13 protein-coding genes are annotated in these 14,942 nt (G+C 70.7%); 7 read left to right on the top strand and 6 right to left on the bottom strand.

Going from position 1 to position 14,942, the window contains the following annotated elements; translation table 11 throughout:
* Positions 1 to 255: 255 nt before the first annotated feature.
* Together recA and recX are read left to right on the top strand one after the other, a co-directional pair.
* Complete coding sequence (recA, locus tag DQ392_RS33500) at positions 256 to 1,431, top strand: recombinase RecA (protein ID WP_114019462.1); 1,176 nt, start codon at positions 256 to 258, stop codon at positions 1,429 to 1,431.
* 4 nt (positions 1,432 to 1,435) lie between these two features.
* Positions 1,436 to 2,176 carry a recombination regulator RecX gene (gene recX, locus DQ392_RS33495; protein WP_114019461.1) on the top strand — a complete coding sequence of 247 codons (741 nt, stop codon included), beginning with the start codon at positions 1,436 to 1,438 and terminating at the stop codon, positions 2,174 to 2,176.
* Between the two features lie 338 nt (positions 2,177 to 2,514).
* Here recX and DQ392_RS33490 read toward each other — a convergent pair whose 3' ends face one another.
* The 5 genes from DQ392_RS33490 to DQ392_RS33470 all read right to left on the bottom strand — a co-directional run bounded on the left by DQ392_RS33490 (position 2,515) and on the right by DQ392_RS33470 (position 8,152).
* Positions 2,515 to 4,380, bottom strand: coding sequence for an FAD-dependent monooxygenase (locus DQ392_RS33490; RefSeq protein WP_114019460.1), 1,866 nt, complete (start codon positions 4,378 to 4,380; stop codon positions 2,515 to 2,517).
* Between the two features lie 213 nt (positions 4,381 to 4,593).
* Positions 4,594 to 5,511: an amino acid ABC transporter permease gene (locus DQ392_RS33485; RefSeq protein WP_114019459.1), complete on the bottom strand. Its 918-nt coding sequence runs from the start codon at positions 5,509 to 5,511 to the stop codon at positions 4,594 to 4,596.
* Entirely contained in the window at positions 5,508 to 6,155 is a 648-nt protein-coding gene (locus DQ392_RS33480) for an amino acid ABC transporter permease (protein ID WP_114019458.1), read from the bottom strand. The genes DQ392_RS33485 and DQ392_RS33480 overlap by 4 nt, the downstream gene beginning before the upstream one ends.
* A gap of 206 nt (positions 6,156 to 6,361) precedes the next feature.
* Positions 6,362 to 7,273, bottom strand: a complete 912-nt coding sequence (locus DQ392_RS33475) for a glutamate ABC transporter substrate-binding protein (protein ID WP_114019457.1) — start codon at positions 7,271 to 7,273, stop codon at positions 6,362 to 6,364.
* A 93-nt stretch (positions 7,274 to 7,366) separates the two neighbouring features.
* Entirely contained in the window at positions 7,367 to 8,152 is a 786-nt protein-coding gene (locus DQ392_RS33470) for an amino acid ABC transporter ATP-binding protein (RefSeq protein WP_114019456.1), read from the bottom strand.
* Between the two features lie 252 nt (positions 8,153 to 8,404).
* On the opposite strand from DQ392_RS33470, the gene DQ392_RS33465 reads away from it, so the two are divergent.
* Both DQ392_RS33465 and DQ392_RS33460 read left to right on the top strand, forming a co-directional pair.
* Positions 8,405 to 9,145: a response regulator transcription factor gene (locus DQ392_RS33465; RefSeq protein WP_114019455.1), complete on the top strand. Its 741-nt coding sequence runs from the start codon at positions 8,405 to 8,407 to the stop codon at positions 9,143 to 9,145.
* A 27-nt stretch (positions 9,146 to 9,172) separates the two neighbouring features.
* On the top strand, positions 9,173 to 10,621 hold the full coding sequence (locus tag DQ392_RS33460) for a sensor histidine kinase (RefSeq protein ID WP_114019454.1): 1,449 nt from the start codon (positions 9,173 to 9,175) through the stop codon (positions 10,619 to 10,621).
* Here the strand turns inward: DQ392_RS33460 and DQ392_RS33455 are convergent.
* Entirely contained in the window at positions 10,600 to 11,634 is a 1,035-nt protein-coding gene (locus tag DQ392_RS33455) for a TAXI family TRAP transporter solute-binding subunit (RefSeq protein WP_114019453.1), read from the bottom strand. The two genes, DQ392_RS33460 and DQ392_RS33455, sit on opposite strands and share 22 nt — an antisense overlap.
* 201 nt (positions 11,635 to 11,835) lie before the next feature.
* Between DQ392_RS33455 and DQ392_RS33450 the strand changes: the two genes are divergently transcribed.
* The 3 genes from DQ392_RS33450 to DQ392_RS33440 all read left to right on the top strand — a co-directional run bounded on the left by DQ392_RS33450 (position 11,836) and on the right by DQ392_RS33440 (position 14,936).
* A complete protein-coding gene (locus DQ392_RS33450; RefSeq protein WP_114019452.1) occupies positions 11,836 to 12,375 on the top strand; it encodes an ATP-binding protein in 540 nt (179 codons plus the stop codon).
* Positions 12,376 to 12,470: 95 nt separating this feature from the next.
* The gene (miaB, locus tag DQ392_RS33445) at positions 12,471 to 14,015 is read left to right on the top strand and encodes a tRNA (N6-isopentenyl adenosine(37)-C2)-methylthiotransferase MiaB (protein WP_114019451.1); all 1,545 of its coding nucleotides are present in this window, start codon (positions 12,471 to 12,473) and stop codon (positions 14,013 to 14,015) included.
* A 213-nt stretch (positions 14,016 to 14,228) separates the two neighbouring features.
* Complete coding sequence (locus DQ392_RS33440) at positions 14,229 to 14,936, top strand: class III extradiol dioxygenase subunit B-like domain-containing protein (RefSeq protein ID WP_114019450.1); 708 nt, start codon at positions 14,229 to 14,231, stop codon at positions 14,934 to 14,936.
* Positions 14,937 to 14,942 lie beyond the last annotated feature (6 nt).

Below are 14,942 nucleotides of genomic sequence, written 5' to 3'. Positions count from 1 at the left end.
GAGGAAGTTCCGGAGACGTCCCGGGGGCATGAACTCTCAGGTCAAGCGCTGTGACCTGCGATTTTCTGAGTTGTCCACAGGTGAGCGGTGCGACTTGACTCAAAAATCGAACATCGATTCTTATGGAGGCTCCGGCGAACGCCCGCTCAGGCCATGCCGGCCGGGGGAGCGCGGGTCCGGACCGATTGTCAGTGGCAGGCGCTAGCGTCGTGAGACGTGAAGCGATCGACTCAAGCAAACAACCGGGTGGCACCCATGGCAGGAACCGACCGCGAGAAGGCGCTCGACGCCGCTCTCGCTCAGATTGAACGCCAATTCGGCAAGGGCGCCGTGATGCGCATGGGCGAGCGGCCGAACGAGCCGGTCGAGGTCATCCCCACCGGGTCGACCGCCCTGGACGTGGCCCTCGGGGTCGGCGGCCTGCCGCGCGGCCGGGTCGTCGAGGTCTACGGCCCCGAGTCCTCGGGTAAGACGACCCTGACCCTCCACGCGGTGGCCAACGCCCAGAAGGCGGGCGGCACGGTCGCCTTCGTGGACGCCGAGCACGCGCTGGACCCCGAGTACGCCAAGCGTCTCGGCGTCGACACCGACGCGCTGATCCTCTCCCAGCCGGACAACGGCGAGCAGGCCCTCGAGATCACCGACATGCTGATCCGCTCCGGTGCGCTCGACCTGATCATCATCGACTCGGTCGCCGCGCTGGTGCCCCGGGCCGAGATCGAGGGCGAGATGGGCGACTCCCACGTCGGCCTCCAGGCCCGGCTGATGAGCCAGGCCCTGCGGAAGATCGCCGGTGCGCTCAACCAGTCCAAGACCACCGCGATCTTCATCAACCAGCTCCGCGAGAAGGTCGGCGTGATGTTCGGCTCGCCGGAGACCACGACCGGTGGCAGGGCGCTGAAGTTCTACGCTTCGGTGCGGCTCGACATCCGCCGCATCGAGACCCTGAAGGACGGCACCGACGCGGTCGGCAACCGGACCCGTGTCAAGGTCGTCAAGAACAAGGTCGCACCGCCCTTCAAGCAGGCCGAGTTCGACATCCTCTACGGCATGGGCATCAGCCGCGAGGGCGGTCTGATCGACATGGGCGTCGAGCACGGCTTCGTCCGCAAGTCCGGCGCCTGGTACACGTACGAGGGCGATCAGCTCGGCCAGGGCAAGGAGAACTCCCGCAACTTCCTGCGGGACAACCCGGACCTCGCCAACGAGATCGAGAAGAAGATCAAGGAGAAGCTCGGCATCGGCGTCCAGCCCCAGGACCCGTCGGGTGAGCCGGGTGCGGACGCCGCGGACGGTACCGCGGCCCCCGCCGCCGGCGCGGCAGTCACGGCGGCGGACGGTGCGGACGCCGCTGCCAAGACGGTCCCGGCCCCCGTCACCAAGACGGCGAAGGCCACCAAGGCCACCAAGGCCGCCGCGGCCAAGAGCTAGTCCGGTGACGCGGCGCACCGACTGGCCGGAGTACACCCCCTCCCCGGACCCGTCCTCCGCCTCCGCCCCGCCGTGGGGCGCCGGCGCGAGCACGGGCTCCCAGGACGGCGATGGTCCCGCCCCGTCGAGGGCCGGAGCGGGACCATCGCGTTCGCCGTCCACCCCCGGGGAGCAACAGTCTCAGAAGCGACAGCCCGGGGGGCCGCGGTCCACTCGGGAGTCGCGTTCCCGCGAGCCGCAGGACCCGGTGGAGCGGGCCAGAGCCATCTGCCTGCGGCTTCTCACCGGTACGCCTCGGACGCGCCGGCAACTCGCGGACGCGCTCCGCAAGCGGGACGTACCCGAGGAGGCGGCCGAAGAAGTCCTGGCCCGGCTGGAGAACGTCGGTCTTGTCGACGACGTCGCGTTCGCGGCCGCCTGGGTGGAGTCCCGGCACCACAGCCGGGGGCTGGCCCGCCGCGCCCTCGCCCGTGAACTGCGCACCAAGGGCGTGGACGCGACGGTGATCGACGAGGCGGTCGGCGAGCTCGACGCGGAGCAGGAGGAAGAGACGGCGCGCGCCCTGGTGGAACGCAAGTTGCGTGCCACCAGGGGTCTGGAGAGGGACAAGCGCCTCCGCCGCCTTGCCGGGACGCTGGCCCGCAAGGGCTACCCGGAGGGCCTCGCCCTCCGCGTGGTCCGCCAGGCGCTGGAGGAAGAGGGAGAGGATCCGGAGGAACTGGAGGAGCATTTCCCGGGGATCTAGAGGGAACCGGACGGGTCTGGAGGGATCCGCAGGGGTCCTGAGGGTCGGCATCGGCTCGGTGCCGGTTCACGTGCGTAGGCCGCCGGGTTGTGTGCGGTGGGCCGAGTGTGCGGGCGTCTGTGCGAGGGCGGGCACCTGGCAGAGGGGAGCGATCCTGGCCGGTAGCTGGGGCGGCACACGCCGTAGCCAGGCCCGTTGCCACGTGTCGGCTGTTGGGCAGCCGAAGCCGCCACGGTGCGGTGTCCATGCAGCGCCCGGCAGCCGGCTGTGCGCCTCGGTTCGCAGTCTCAGCCGTTCCGGACCTTGGGTCAGGTCCCCCCGGTCGGCAGGGCCTCCGGTCAGGAGTTCTGAGAGCCCACCTGGTGGCGAGTCGCCGCACTTGTGCCGCGTATCGCCTCCGCCCAGGTGTGGAGAGCCTCGGTGCGTCCTGCCGGGAGGGCGGCGGCCAGGTGGCCGTCGGGGCGGACCGCGAGCACCGTGTGTGCGGCCGCGCCGGGGTAGCCCTCGGTGACCAGAAGTGTCGCCCGCAGCGGCAGCTTCTCCACCGCGGCGGCCAGTTCGGGCATCATGCCCGCCGACAGCCAGTGGCGGCTGTCCCACACGGCCGTGCCCGGGGCGACGAGCACCACCAGCAGTTCTCCGCCGACGCCGCCCAGCCAGTCGCGCAGGGTTCCGCGGGAGCCGTCGACGGCTGTGACGGGAACGTCTTCGACGGGTGCGCCCTGCTCCGTGCCGACCGGTACCTGGGGGGTGCTTCCGCGCGGCGGGGCCAGTGGCGTTCGGCTGTAGGCGGGAGGGGCGCCGAGCAGGCCCTGGCCCAGGTGTCCGTCGGTCAGCAGGGCCAGGTGGGAGCGTGCACCTCCGCCGGGCAGCAGCGACCGCAGTCCGCTGCCGCGCCGTACGACGGCCATGGCCTGGTCGACGGCGCGCAGCCGTGCGGTGACGGTGGGGCGTCGTTCCGCCTCGTAGCTGTCCAACAGGGCGTCCGTCGTGCGGTCGTGGCCGTGGTGCCAGGCGAGGCCCAGCTTCCAGGCGAGGTTGGTGACGTCCCGCAGCCCTTCGTCGACGGACTGCACTCCCAGTGCGCCCGTCAGATGTGCGGCGTCCCCGGCGAGGAAGGCGCGGTCGACGCGCCAGTGCCGGGCCAGGCGTTGGTGCGCGGTGTGCACTCCCGTGTCGACCAGTTCGTAGGGGCCGATGCGGGCGGCCGCTTCCTGACCGGCACGGCTGCCCGGACGTGCCGGCTCGCCACCGCCATCGCCGACGGCTCGCCCGGCACTGGCGTTGCCGTCCTTCCTGGCGTTCCTGCTGTTCAGGCCGGCCCCGTACGCACCACCCGGCTGAGCCGCCTCGGCCGCTCCGGGCGCGCTGTTCATGCCGGCAGCGCTGCCGTTCCTGGCAGTCCTGCCCGTCTGTTCCGACCGGGCGGTGCGGAGTGCTTCCTGGGACCAGGTCGTGAGTGCGTCGGCGACGCGCTCCAGCATTTCCTGCGGGGTCACCAGGTCGCCGCGCGGTGTCAGCAGCCAGTCGAGTCGCCAGAGTCCGTCGGGCAGCGGCCGTGCGGTCACCTCGCCGGGGGTGCCGCCCGGGTCGCGGTGGAGCAGCGCGCGGCCCACCTGGCCTGGCTCCCACGTGCCGTCCGGGGCGTAGTGCCCCTCTTCCCAGGGCAGCCGCACGCGCAGCGCCGCGACCGCGTGCCGCTCGACCGCGGTACGGCCGGGGAAGCGGACCGAGAGGAGTTTGCGGACTGTCGAGCGTGCGCCGTCGCAGCCGACCGCGTAGCTGCCCCGCCACCAGGTGCCGGACGGACCGCGGGTGTGCACCGTGACGCCTCTGGGGTCCTGTTCCAGCAGGTCGACGTGGCTGCCGGTGACCACCCGGGCGAGCTGTTCGCCGGCCAGGGCGCCGCGCAGCGCGCCCTCCAGGGCGTGCTGTGCCAGGTGCAGGGGTGCGTGTTCGGGGGGCAGGTCGGTCTCTGTCACCGGCTGGGCGCGCCGTTGGGTGTGCCACGAGCGCCAGCGCGCGCCGGGCAGCGCGGGCAGTTGCGCCACGGTGTCGGGGCGCAGCACGCAGGTGCGTGCGGCGCGGACCTCCGGGTGTCCCTCGGTGGCGTCGAGAACCACGGACGGGACCGCGTGGCGGGCGAGAGCGAGGGAGAGAGCGAGTCCGACGGGGCCTGCCCCGACGATGATCACCGGGTCCACAGCGTGGTGACCTCACACCCCTGGTGGTTCTGGTGGGGCAGGGGTTCTTCTGGCGGTGGGGCCTGGTGCACGATCACGCTGGTATGCAACCCATTGCCTGAGCGGTCGTCAAGTGACGGCCTCCCCGGGTGAGGCGTGCGTCAGGGCGGCGGCTCTGCGGAGCCGCCGCCCTGACGTCGCTCAGGTGTCCCGGTGGTGACCTGGTGCGGGCCGTCAGTCCTTGTGGACGTCTCCCGTGCCCTGTCCGGGGGCGGGCGTGAGGTCCGAGCTGCCGGAGGGTGCGACCTCCTGGAGCTCCTTCGCGCCCGCCGCGGGGGTGATGCCGGCCTTGGACCTGCGGCCGCGGCGCTCGATGAACTTCGCCAGCCACGCCAGCGCGAGGCAGAGGGCGATGTAGATGGCGCCGAAGACGATGACCGTCTGCACGGTCGGGTAGACACCGCCCACCGGCGTGTTGTTGGCGATCAGGCGGGCCGAGTACAGCAGCTCCGGGTAGAGGATCATGAAGCCGAGGGAGGTGTCCTTCAGCGTCACGACCAGCTGGCTGATGATCGTCGGCAGCATGGCCCGCACGGCTTGCGGGAAGAGGATCGAGACGGTCACCTGGGTCTTGCGCAGGCCCAGGGCGTAGGCCGCCTCGACCTGCCCCTTGGGGACCGCGTTGACGCCGGCGCGCAGCACCTCGGCCTGGACGCAGCCGTTGTAGATCGTCAGACCCAGGACGAGCGCCCACATGGAGGTCATGTCACCGAGGATGCCGACCCACAGTGCGAAGATCGTGATGAGCAGCGGGATGGACCGGAAGAGGTCGATGAAGACCAGCGCCACCCAGCGAACCGGCTTGTGGTCCGACAGCCGCGCGACGCACAGGACGACGGCGAAGACCAGCGAGAGGACACCCGCGAGCGCGAACACCTTCAGGGTGGACAGCAGGGCGTCCAGGATGTTCTGCCGGATACCCGCGTAGTTGAAGATGTCCCACAGCTCGCCCGCGAACTGGCCGCGGTTGTAGAGCCGGTAGACGGCCCAGCCGAGCAGCCCCAGCAGCACGACGCTGCCGATGACGGAGTAGATGACGTTGCGGGCCCGGGCCTTGGGGCCGGGTGCGTCGAACAGGACGCTCGCGCTCATCGGGCGACCTCCAGACGGTTCTCCAGCAGCCGGAAGAGGCCGTTGATGGCGTACGTGATGATCAGGTAGCCGATGGTGATCCAGATGAAGATGACGGCGATGTCGTAACCGTCGTTGCTGAGCGTCTTCTGGATGTTGAACAGGTCCACGTTGTCGAAGGCGCCGGCGATCGCGGTGTTCTTCGTGAGCGCGATGAATATGCTGCTCAGCGGCGGTACGACGGTGCGCGTCGCCTGGGGGAGCACCACGATGCGCATGGTCTGTGTGAAGGTCATCCCGATGGCACGGGCTGCCTCCGCCTGGCCCATCGGCACGGTGTTGATGCCGGAGCGGACGGCCTCCGCGACGAAGGCCGAGGTGTAGAAGCCGCAGGCGCAGACGGCCAGCACGAAGGAGTTGATGCCCGGGAAGAGAACCTTGGGCACCACGAAGAAGGCGACCAGGAACAGCAGCGTCAGCGGGGTGTTCCGCAGCACCGTCACCCACAGCGTGCCGAAGATGCGCAGCGGCGGCACGGGCGAGACCCGGAAGCCCGCGATCACGAGGCCGAGCACCACGGCGAGCACAGCGCTGACGGCGGTGAGCGACAAGGTGCCGAGGAATCCCTCGCGGAACAGCGCCAGGTTGTCGAGCAGTACGTTCATGAGTTCTCCGCGAGGAGTCGCGTAGCTTGCGGCGGCAGGAAGAGGAAGAGCAGAAACAGCAGAAGAGGCGAGTGGAAGGGGGACGCGGGAGGGCGACGGCGGTGACTCGTGAGCCGGTCCGCGTCCGCGCGGTCACAGCGGCGCGCGGTCACACGGGCGCGCCCCGCCCCGCGCGGCGCTGGTGCCGGGGAGCGAGGCGCGGCACGTCACTTCTCGGTGATCTCGGGCGGCGTCTTGAACTTGGAGCCGGACTTGCCGAGGGTGGCCTCGTACGCCTTCTTGTAGTCGCCGTTGTCCTGGTGGGCCTTGATCGCGTCGGCGACGGCCTTCTGCAGGGCGTCGTCACCCTGCTTCATGCCGACGCCGTAGGGCTCGTCGGAGAAGGGCTTGCCGACGACCTTGAGCTTGCCGGGGTTCTGCGCGGCGTAGCCCATCAGGATCGCGTCGTCCGTGGTGACGGCGTCGACCTGGCCGTCGATGACCTGCGAGACGCACTCGGAGTACTTGCTCAGCTCGGTGACGTTGGCACCGTACTTCGGCTGCTTGATGACCTGGAGAGGCGTCGAACCGACGATGGAGCAGACCTTCTTGCCCTTGACGGTCTCCGGCCCCGTGACCTCCTTCTCGTCCTTGCGGACGAGTAGCGAGGCGCCCGCGTGGAAGTACGGGCCGGCGAAGGCGACCTGCTTCTTGCGCTCGTCGTTGATCGTGTAGGTACCGATCATCAGGTCGACGTCGCCCTTGGAGATGGTCGTCTCGCGTGCGCCGGAGTCGACGGTCTTCCACTCGATCTGCTTCGGCGAGAAGCCCAGGTCCGCGGCGATCATCTTGGCGATCTCGATGTCGAACCCGGAGTACTTCTTGGTCGACTGGTCCTGGAACCCGAGGTAGGGCTGGTCGGCCTTGGCGCCGATGACGATCTTGCCGCGCTTCTGGGCCTTCTTCAGGACGGGGGAGTCGACCTTGGCGTCCTTGGCGACCTCGTACTTCGGCAGCGCCTTCTCGTTCGTCTGGTCCTTGGGCTTGTCGCCCGCGGAGCCCTCCTTGCCGCCGCACGCGGCGGTGGCGGCGAGCGCCAGAACAGCGGCTGCCGCCGCGGCGGTCTTGTGCAACCTCATAGTGAACATCCCTTGCTTGAACAGTCGATGGCCCGGTGCGCTGCTGCGCTGCTCCGTGGGCCCTGTGGCCGTCCGGCCCCGCGGTTCTGTGGCTCAGTGGTGCAGGATCTTCGAGAGGAAGTCCTTGGCACGGTCGCTGCGCGGGTTGCTGAAGAACTGGTCCGGGGTGGCCTCTTCCACGATCCGGCCGTCCGCCATGAAGACCACGCGGTTCGCGGCCGAGCGCGCGAAGCCCATCTCGTGGGTGACGACGACCATCGTCATGCCCTCCTGGGCCAGCTGCTGCATGACCTCCAGGACCTCGTTGATCATCTCGGGGTCGAGGGCCGAGGTCGGCTCGTCGAAGAGCATGACCTTCGGGTCCATCGCCAGAGCCCGGGCGATCGCGACGCGCTGCTGCTGTCCGCCGGAGAGCTGCGCGGGGTACTTGTCGGCCTGGTTGCCGACGCCGACCCGGTCGAGCAGCGTGCGGGCCTTCTGCTCGGCCGCCTGCTTGTCCGTCTTGCGGACCTTGGTCTGGCCGAGGGTGACGTTCTCCAGCACCGTCTTGTGCGCGAAGAGGTTGAAGGACTGGAAGACCATGCCCACGTCGGCACGGAGCCTGGCCAGTTCCTTCCCCTCCTGCGGCAGCGGCTTGCCGTCGATCGTGATGCCGCCGGAGTCGACCGTCTCCAGGCGGTTGATGGTGCGGCACAAGGTCGACTTGCCGGAACCCGAGGGGCCGATGACGACGACGACCTCGCCGCGGGCGATGGTCAGGTCAATGTCCTGGAGGACGTGCAGGGCACCGAAGTGCTTGTTGACGTTGTCCAGTACGACCAGCTTGTCGGTCGCGGGCTCGGGACCGCGTGCGTCCTTGGTCACCGATACTTCGCTCATCGGCGTGTAGCTCCGTCCTCGTCGGTTGCGAGGACCCTAGTGAGCCGCCTGCGTGACCGTCATTACATCTGAGCTGAAATTGAGCATAACGATCCGGCTGCAACCGGGCACACTGGGTAAAGGGGACGGTACCGGCTGCGTAACGGATGTACTGGCGGGCCGGGGAGCCCTTGACTCACCTGCGCCGATGGGAATGGATGCTCTGTCGGAGCAATCGGCACGGACAGGACGAGCGGGGAAGGAGGGCGCCGGGTGAGACTGCTGCTCGTCGAGGACGACGACCGTGTCGCTGCCGCGCTCTCCGCCGTGCTGGCGCGGCACGGCTTCGAGGTGACCCATGTGCGCAGCGGCGCGGAGGCGCTACAGGAGCTGCTGGTGGGTGAGCGGCCGCGGCCGGGTTTCGCCGTCGTCCTGCTGGACCTGGGCCTGCCCGACCAGGACGGTTTCGAGGTGTGCGGGCGCATCCGCCGCAGCAGCACCACCCCGGTGATCATGGTGACCGCGCGTGCCGACGTACGGTCGCGCATCCACGGCCTCAACCTCGGAGCCGACGACTACGTCGTCAAGCCGTACGACATGGGAGAGTTGCTGGCCCGCATCCACGCCGTCAGCCGCCGCGGATCCGCCGGGGAGGGCGGAGCGCCGCAAGGGAACGGCACGCCGCAGGAGGCGGGTTCTGACGGTACGGGCGCGGCCGGCACGATCCGGCTCGGGGCCGTCACCATCGAGCTGCCCACCCGGCAGGTGAGTGTCGACGGCGCGACGGTGCCGCTCACCCGCAAGGAGTTCGACCTGCTCGCGCTGCTCGCCCAGCGGCCCGGCGTGGTCTTCCGGAGGGAACAGATCATCAGTGAGGTCTGGCGTACCAGCTGGGAGGGGACCGGACGCACCCTGGAGGTGCACGTCGCCTCGCTGCGTGCCAAGCTGCAGCGGCCCGCGCTCATAGAGACGGTGCGCGGCGTCGGCTACCGCATGGCAGCGCAGGGCGTCTGAGCCGGGCCTGGTGCGGAGACATCCACAGTGCGCAGCCGCCTTCTCCCTCTTCTCCTCATCCTGCTGGCAGGGGTTTTGCTCGCGCTCGGTTTCCCGCTGGCCGCCAGTCAGGCACAGGCCGAACAGCAGCGCGTGGTGGTCGACCGGATCGACGACACGGCGCGGTTCGCCGCCCTCGCCCAGTTCGTCACCTCCACCAGCCTGCCCGACGAGCGCCGGGCCACCCTCCAGCACGAGTTGGACCGCTACCGGGACCTCTACGGCATCCGCGCCGGCGTCTTCTACCGGGACGGCCGCACCATGGCCGCCTCCCCCCGCGACTGGCGGGTGCCCCCTGACAGCGAGGCCGCCTCGCAGGGCGAAAGACCGGACGGGGCGCGGGCGTACGCCGAGGCGCTGGCCGGGCGCCGCAGCCACGATCCGCCCCAGGTGTGGCCCTGGCAGCGGGAGGGACGGATCGCGGTGGCCTCTCCGGTCATCAGGGACGGCGACGTGGCGGCCGTGGTGCTCACCGACTCGCCCACGGGCCCGATGCGCTCGCGCATACTCCGCGGCTGGCTGGCCATCGCCGTCGGTGAGGCCGCCGCCATGCTGCTGGCGGTCGGGGCTGCGCTGCGGCTCACCGGCTGGGTCCTCAAGCCGGTGCGCACTTTGGACCGCGCCACGCACGAGATCGCCACGGGCAGGTTCGCCTCGCGCGTCGTCGCCTCGGTCGGCCCACCCGAGCTGCGCAGGCTCGCGCACTCCTTCAACGAGATGGCGGGCAACGTGGAGGGGGCGCTGGAACAGCAGCGTGCCTTCGTCGCCGACGCCTCCCACCAGTTGCGCAACCCGCTCTCCGCGCTCCTGTTGCGCATCGAACTGCTCGCCCTGGAGTTGCCGGAGGGCAACGAGGAAATGGCCTCGGTGCGGGCGGAGGGGAAGCGGCTGGCCCGGGTGCTCGACGACCTGCTGGACCTGGCTTCCGCGGAACACAGCGACGCGTCACACGTCGTGCTGACCGATGTCGCCGAGATCGCCGCCGAGCGAGTCGCCTCCTGGCGGCCCAGCGCCGAACGCCGGGGCGTGACGCTCACCTCGGCCGGGCAGGCGGCGGCCACCGGGTGGGCGGACCCGGTGGCGCTGTCCAGCGCGCTGGACGCGGTCGTCGACAACGCCGTGAAGTTCTCCCCGGACGGCGGCACGGTCACCGTCACCGTCCGTGCGGAGGGCGACCAGGTGACCGTCGAGACGCGGGACGGCGGCCCCGGGCTGACCGACGAGGAACTGGAGCGGGTGGGCGACCGCTTCTGGCGCAGCGGGCGCCACCAGAACGTCTCCGGGTCGGGCCTGGGCCTGTCCATCACCCGTGCCCTGCTCGCCGGCAGCGGTGCGGGGCTCTCCTTCGCGCACAACTCCCCCGCGGGGCTGCGTGTGCTGATCACTATCCCGCGGGAGGCGCCGGAGGCGGCGGGTCAGGGTTTGGCCGAACGGTAGTAGCGCCGTGCCCCTTCGTGCAGCGGGACGGGGTCGGTGTAGATGGCGGTGCGCAGGTCGACCTTCTGGGCCGCGTGCACCTCGCGCCCTATCTGGTCCCTGCTCTTGATGACCGAGCGGGTGATGCCCTCCGTCAGCGCGGGGTCGGTGCGGTCCGTGGTCACCAGGAGGTTGGCGATGGCCACTGTCTTGACGGACCGGCCCCGCTGCACCGTCGGGTACGCGTCCGGCGCCATCACAGCAGCGCGGTAGTAGCCCGTTCTGCGCCCTTGTTCGTGCAGCCGCGGGAGCAGGTCCCCGAGCTGGACCAGCCGGATGTCCGTCCGCTCCGCCAGGCGCTCGATGGCGCCCGTCGGCAGTCCGCCCGACCAGAAGAACGCATCGAGCTTCCCCGCGGCCAGCAGGGCGGGCATCCGGTCGATGCCCTCTCGCACCGGATGGACGTCGTGCTCCATGTCCAGGCCCGCGGCCTGGAGCAGCCGGCTGGTCACCAGGGACACCCCCGAGCTCTTCTCACCGACGCCGACACGCATCCCCTTGAGGTCCTTGGCGCTGCTCACCGGGGAGTCCCTGGGCACGACCAGGTGCATGTAGTCGTCGTAGAGCCGGGCACAGGCCCGGATGCGCGAGGCGTCCTTGCCACCCTCCTGCTGGTAGGTGGCCAGTGCGTCGGAGGCGGTGATGGTGAAGTCCGCCTTGCCCGAGGCGACCCGTGCCACGTTCTGCACCGACCCCTGGCTGTGCTGCAGCGTCAGCTCCACCTGGGGCAAATCGCGGGCCAGCCGCTGTTTGAAGAGAGCGCCGTAGCGCTCGTACACGCCTGTCCGCACACCTGTGGCGAAGGTGATCTCGCCGCTGGGAGCCGGCGCGCGGGCGGGCATCAGCCACCATGCCAGCAGTCCGCACACCACGAGCACGGCGGCCGAGCCCCACAGGATGCGGGGGCGGCCGGCAGCGAGCCCGTCCGGACCGAACACCGGGCGGGAGGCGGTCCGCGGACGCAGGCTGGGCATGGAAGGGGATACTGCCAGCAAGTCGGGGGAGAGGGGAGTGGCCGGGCTCACGTGCGCCGCACGCGGACGGCCACCTGTCACGAAGTGCAATTTTCACACTGTCGCTTGCTGAGTGGAACGGTAGGGGCCATAGTGACAGGCAGACGACGTGTCACGGCCCCGCCGCGGGCCGGGACCAGCCCGACGGAAGGCGCCCCCCAGGTGTACGCCGCCCCCGCCCGCAGGGACCCCGCAGCAGCCTCCTCCACCGCTTTCACCGGCGGCTCCGGCAACCCGTCCGTGCCGCCCACGAACTCGTCCGACCCGGGCTGGCAGCTGAGATTTCCCGCACGGGAGCAGAACATCGCACGGGCGCGCGCCGCGTTCACCCGGTGGCTGGGTGAGCGGCACGATCCGCCGATACCCTCCGCGACAGCTGACGACGCGGTGCTGCTGCTCTCCGAACTGGCCACCAACGCCGTCGTGCACACCCGCTGCCTGCCCGAGGCCCAACTGGTCTGCCGTGCGGCAGTGGGGCCGCTTGGCACAGCCGCTCCGCTGCTCCGCCTCGAGGTCCACGATCCGGCCGAGGGCGGCGAGGAGCCACAGCTCCAGCAGGGCGAGGCCGCGGACGAGAGCGGTCGCGGGCTGTGCATCGTGGCCGCCCTCGCCGCCGACTGGGGGGTCCGGGCCTCTTCCCTGACCACCGGCAACACCGTCTGGGCGACCCTGCGGCTGGCGGACGAACCCGTCCCGGAGTGACCGAGCGGTGATCTGCCTCACAGTGTCCCGGCGGTCGCCTGGTGCGCCTGTCCCACCCGGCCGAGGGCGTCTGTGAGAACGCCTACCCTTGTGGCATGAGCAGTAGCGACCGGAGTCAGACAGCGGACGTCCACACGGCCGTCCAGGACGTCAAGGGGACGTACGAGGTGCGCACCTTCGGGTGCCAGATGAACGTCCATGACTCCGAGCGGATGGCGGGACTTTTGGAGGGCGCCGGATACGTACGCGCGCCCCAGGACGCCGACGCCGCAGACGTCGTCGTCTTCAACACCTGCGCCGTCCGCGAGAACGCCGACAACCGGCTCTACGGCAACCTCGGCCAACTCGCTCCGAAGAAGGCCGCGCGTCCCGGTATGCAGATCGCCGTCGGCGGCTGCCTGGCCCAGAAGGACCGCGACACCATCGTCAAGAAGGCCCCCTGGGTCGACGTCGTCTTCGGCACCCACAACGTCGGCAAGCTACCCGTGCTGCTGGAGCGGGCCCGGCTGCGCAGCGAGGCGCAGGTCGAGATCGCCGAATCCCTGGAGGCGTTCCCCTCCACGCTGCCCACCCGCCGCGAAAGCGCCTACGCGGCCTGGGTGTCCATCTCCGTGGGCTGCAACAACACGTGCACCTTCTGCATCGTCCCGCAGCTGCGCGGGAAGGAGAAGGACCGCCGGCCCGGTGACATCCTCGCCGAGATCGAGGCACTGGTCGACGAGGGCGTCACCGAGATCACCCTGCTCGGCCAGAACGTCAACGCCTACGGCTCCGACATCGGTGACCGTGAGGCCTTCAGCAAGCTGCTGCGCGCCTGTGGCCGTATCGACGGGCTGGAGCGCGTCCGTTTCACCTCGCCGCACCCCCGCGACTTCACCGACGACGTCATCGCCGCCATGGCCGAGACGCCCAACGTGATGCCGCAGCTCCACATGCCGCTCCAGTCCGGCTCGTCCCGCGTGCTCAAGGCGATGCGCCGCTCCTACCGGCAGGAGCGCTTCCTCGGCATCATCGAGAAGGTCCGCGCCGCCATCCCCGAGGCCGCGATCTCCACCGACATCATCGTCGGCTTCCCCGGCGAGACCGAGGAGGACTTCGCCGAGACGCTGCACGTCGTCCGTGAGGCCCGGTTCGCCCAGGCGTTCACCTTCCAGTACAGCAAGCGTCCCGGTACGCCCGCCGCCGACATGGCCGGGCAGATCCCCAAGGAGGTCGTCCAGGAGCGCTACGAACGCCTCGTGGAACTCCAGGAGGAGATCTCCTGGGCGGAGAATAAGAAGCAGGTCGGCCGCACCCTGGAGCTGATGGTCGCCGAGGGCGAGGGCCGCAAGGACGACGCCACCCAGCGGTTGTCGGGCCGTGCCCCCGACAACCGGCTGGTGCACTTCACCCGGCCGCAGGAACCGGTGCGTCCCGGCGACATGGTGACGGTCGAGATCACCTACGCCGCGCCCCACCACCTGCTCGCCGAGGGCCCCGCCAAGGCGGTGCGCCGCACGCGCGCGGGCGACGCCTGGGAGCGCCGTACCGCGGCCGAGGCCGCCCCGGGGCAGCAGGGCAGCGGCGTGATGCTCGGCCTGCCCACGGTCGGCGTCCCCGATCCGCAGTCCGCGGCCACCGGCGGCTGCTGCCCTGCCTGAACCGCGGACCGCGTCCGCCTGACCCACGGGCCCGCACCCGCCTGAACCGCCGGCCGCAACCCTCGCTCCGCGCGGGCGAGATGGGGCGCGCACGTCGCTGCCGGGCCGTCCACCCGTTCATGCCGTCACCCGTTCATGGGGTTCTCGCACGCGCGGGTGAGTCTCGGCCCGGGCTGGGTGGGAAGTGGTGTGCGGGCACTTAAGCTGCGCGCCATGCTTGTCGCCGCAGCAGTATGCCCCTGCCCCCCGCTGCTCGTACCCGAGGTCGCGGGCGGTGCCGCCCCCGAGATGGACGCCGCCCGCGCCGCCTGCTACGACGCCATCGGCGTCCTGGCGGCTGCCCGTCCCGACCGGCTCCACGTGATCGGCCCCGCCGAACAGGCCGGTCGGGGTGCCCATCCCCAGGGCGCCCGCGGCTCGTTCGCCGGGTTCGGCGTCAATCTCGAAGTGAGCCTCGGCAAGGGGGAGCCCGCCCGGCGCGACCTTCCGCCGTCCCTGGCGGTCGGCGCCTGGCTGCTGGACCGTACGGACTGGACGAGCTGCCCTGTGGAAGGGCTCGGCGTCGGTGAGCCCTTGACGCGGGCCCGCTGCCAGGAGGCGGGTGAGGAACTGGCGGCGAGCGCGGACCGTGTCGCCCTGCTCGTCATGGGCGACGCCAGCAACTGCCGCACACTGAAGGCCCCCGGCTACTTCGACGAGCGCGCCGCCGCGTTCGACGCAGAGGCCGCACGGGCCCTGGGCGCCGCCGACACCGAGGCCCTGCTCGCACTGGACGAGGAGCTGGCCTACGACCTCGGCGCGGCCGGACGCTCCTCCTGGCAGACGCTCGCCGGTGCCGCGCGGGGATCCGGGCTGGCCGGACGTCTCCTGTACGACGAGGCGCCCTACGGAGTCGGATACATCGTCGCCGGCTGGTCGTGACCACCC

It is taken from the genome of Streptomyces reniochalinae (assembly GCF_003323735.1).
Classification (GTDB): domain Bacteria; phylum Actinomycetota; class Actinomycetes; order Streptomycetales; family Streptomycetaceae; genus Streptomyces; species Streptomyces reniochalinae.
Note: the sequence above shows the minus strand (reverse complement) of the source record. Positions and strands in the feature narration are given on the sequence as shown.

Coding starts and splice junctions, on each gene's coding strand:
- recA (WP_114019462.1), top strand. CDS start 256: ATGGCAGGAACCGACCGCGAGAAGGCGCTCGACGCCGCTCTCGCTCAG.
- DQ392_RS33485 (WP_114019459.1), bottom strand. CDS start 5,511: ATGAGCGCGAGCGTCCTGTTCGACGCACCCGGCCCCAAGGCCCGGGCC.
- DQ392_RS33480 (WP_114019458.1), bottom strand. CDS start 6,155: ATGAACGTACTGCTCGACAACCTGGCGCTGTTCCGCGAGGGATTCCTC.
- DQ392_RS33475 (WP_114019457.1), bottom strand. CDS start 7,273: ATGAGGTTGCACAAGACCGCCGCGGCGGCAGCCGCTGTTCTGGCGCTC.
- DQ392_RS33470 (WP_114019456.1), bottom strand. CDS start 8,152: ATGAGCGAAGTATCGGTGACCAAGGACGCACGCGGTCCCGAGCCCGCG.
- DQ392_RS33455 (WP_114019453.1), bottom strand. CDS start 11,634: ATGCCCAGCCTGCGTCCGCGGACCGCCTCCCGCCCGGTGTTCGGTCCG.
- miaB (WP_114019451.1), top strand. CDS start 12,471: ATGAGCAGTAGCGACCGGAGTCAGACAGCGGACGTCCACACGGCCGTC.
- DQ392_RS33440 (WP_114019450.1), top strand. CDS start 14,229: ATGCTTGTCGCCGCAGCAGTATGCCCCTGCCCCCCGCTGCTCGTACCC.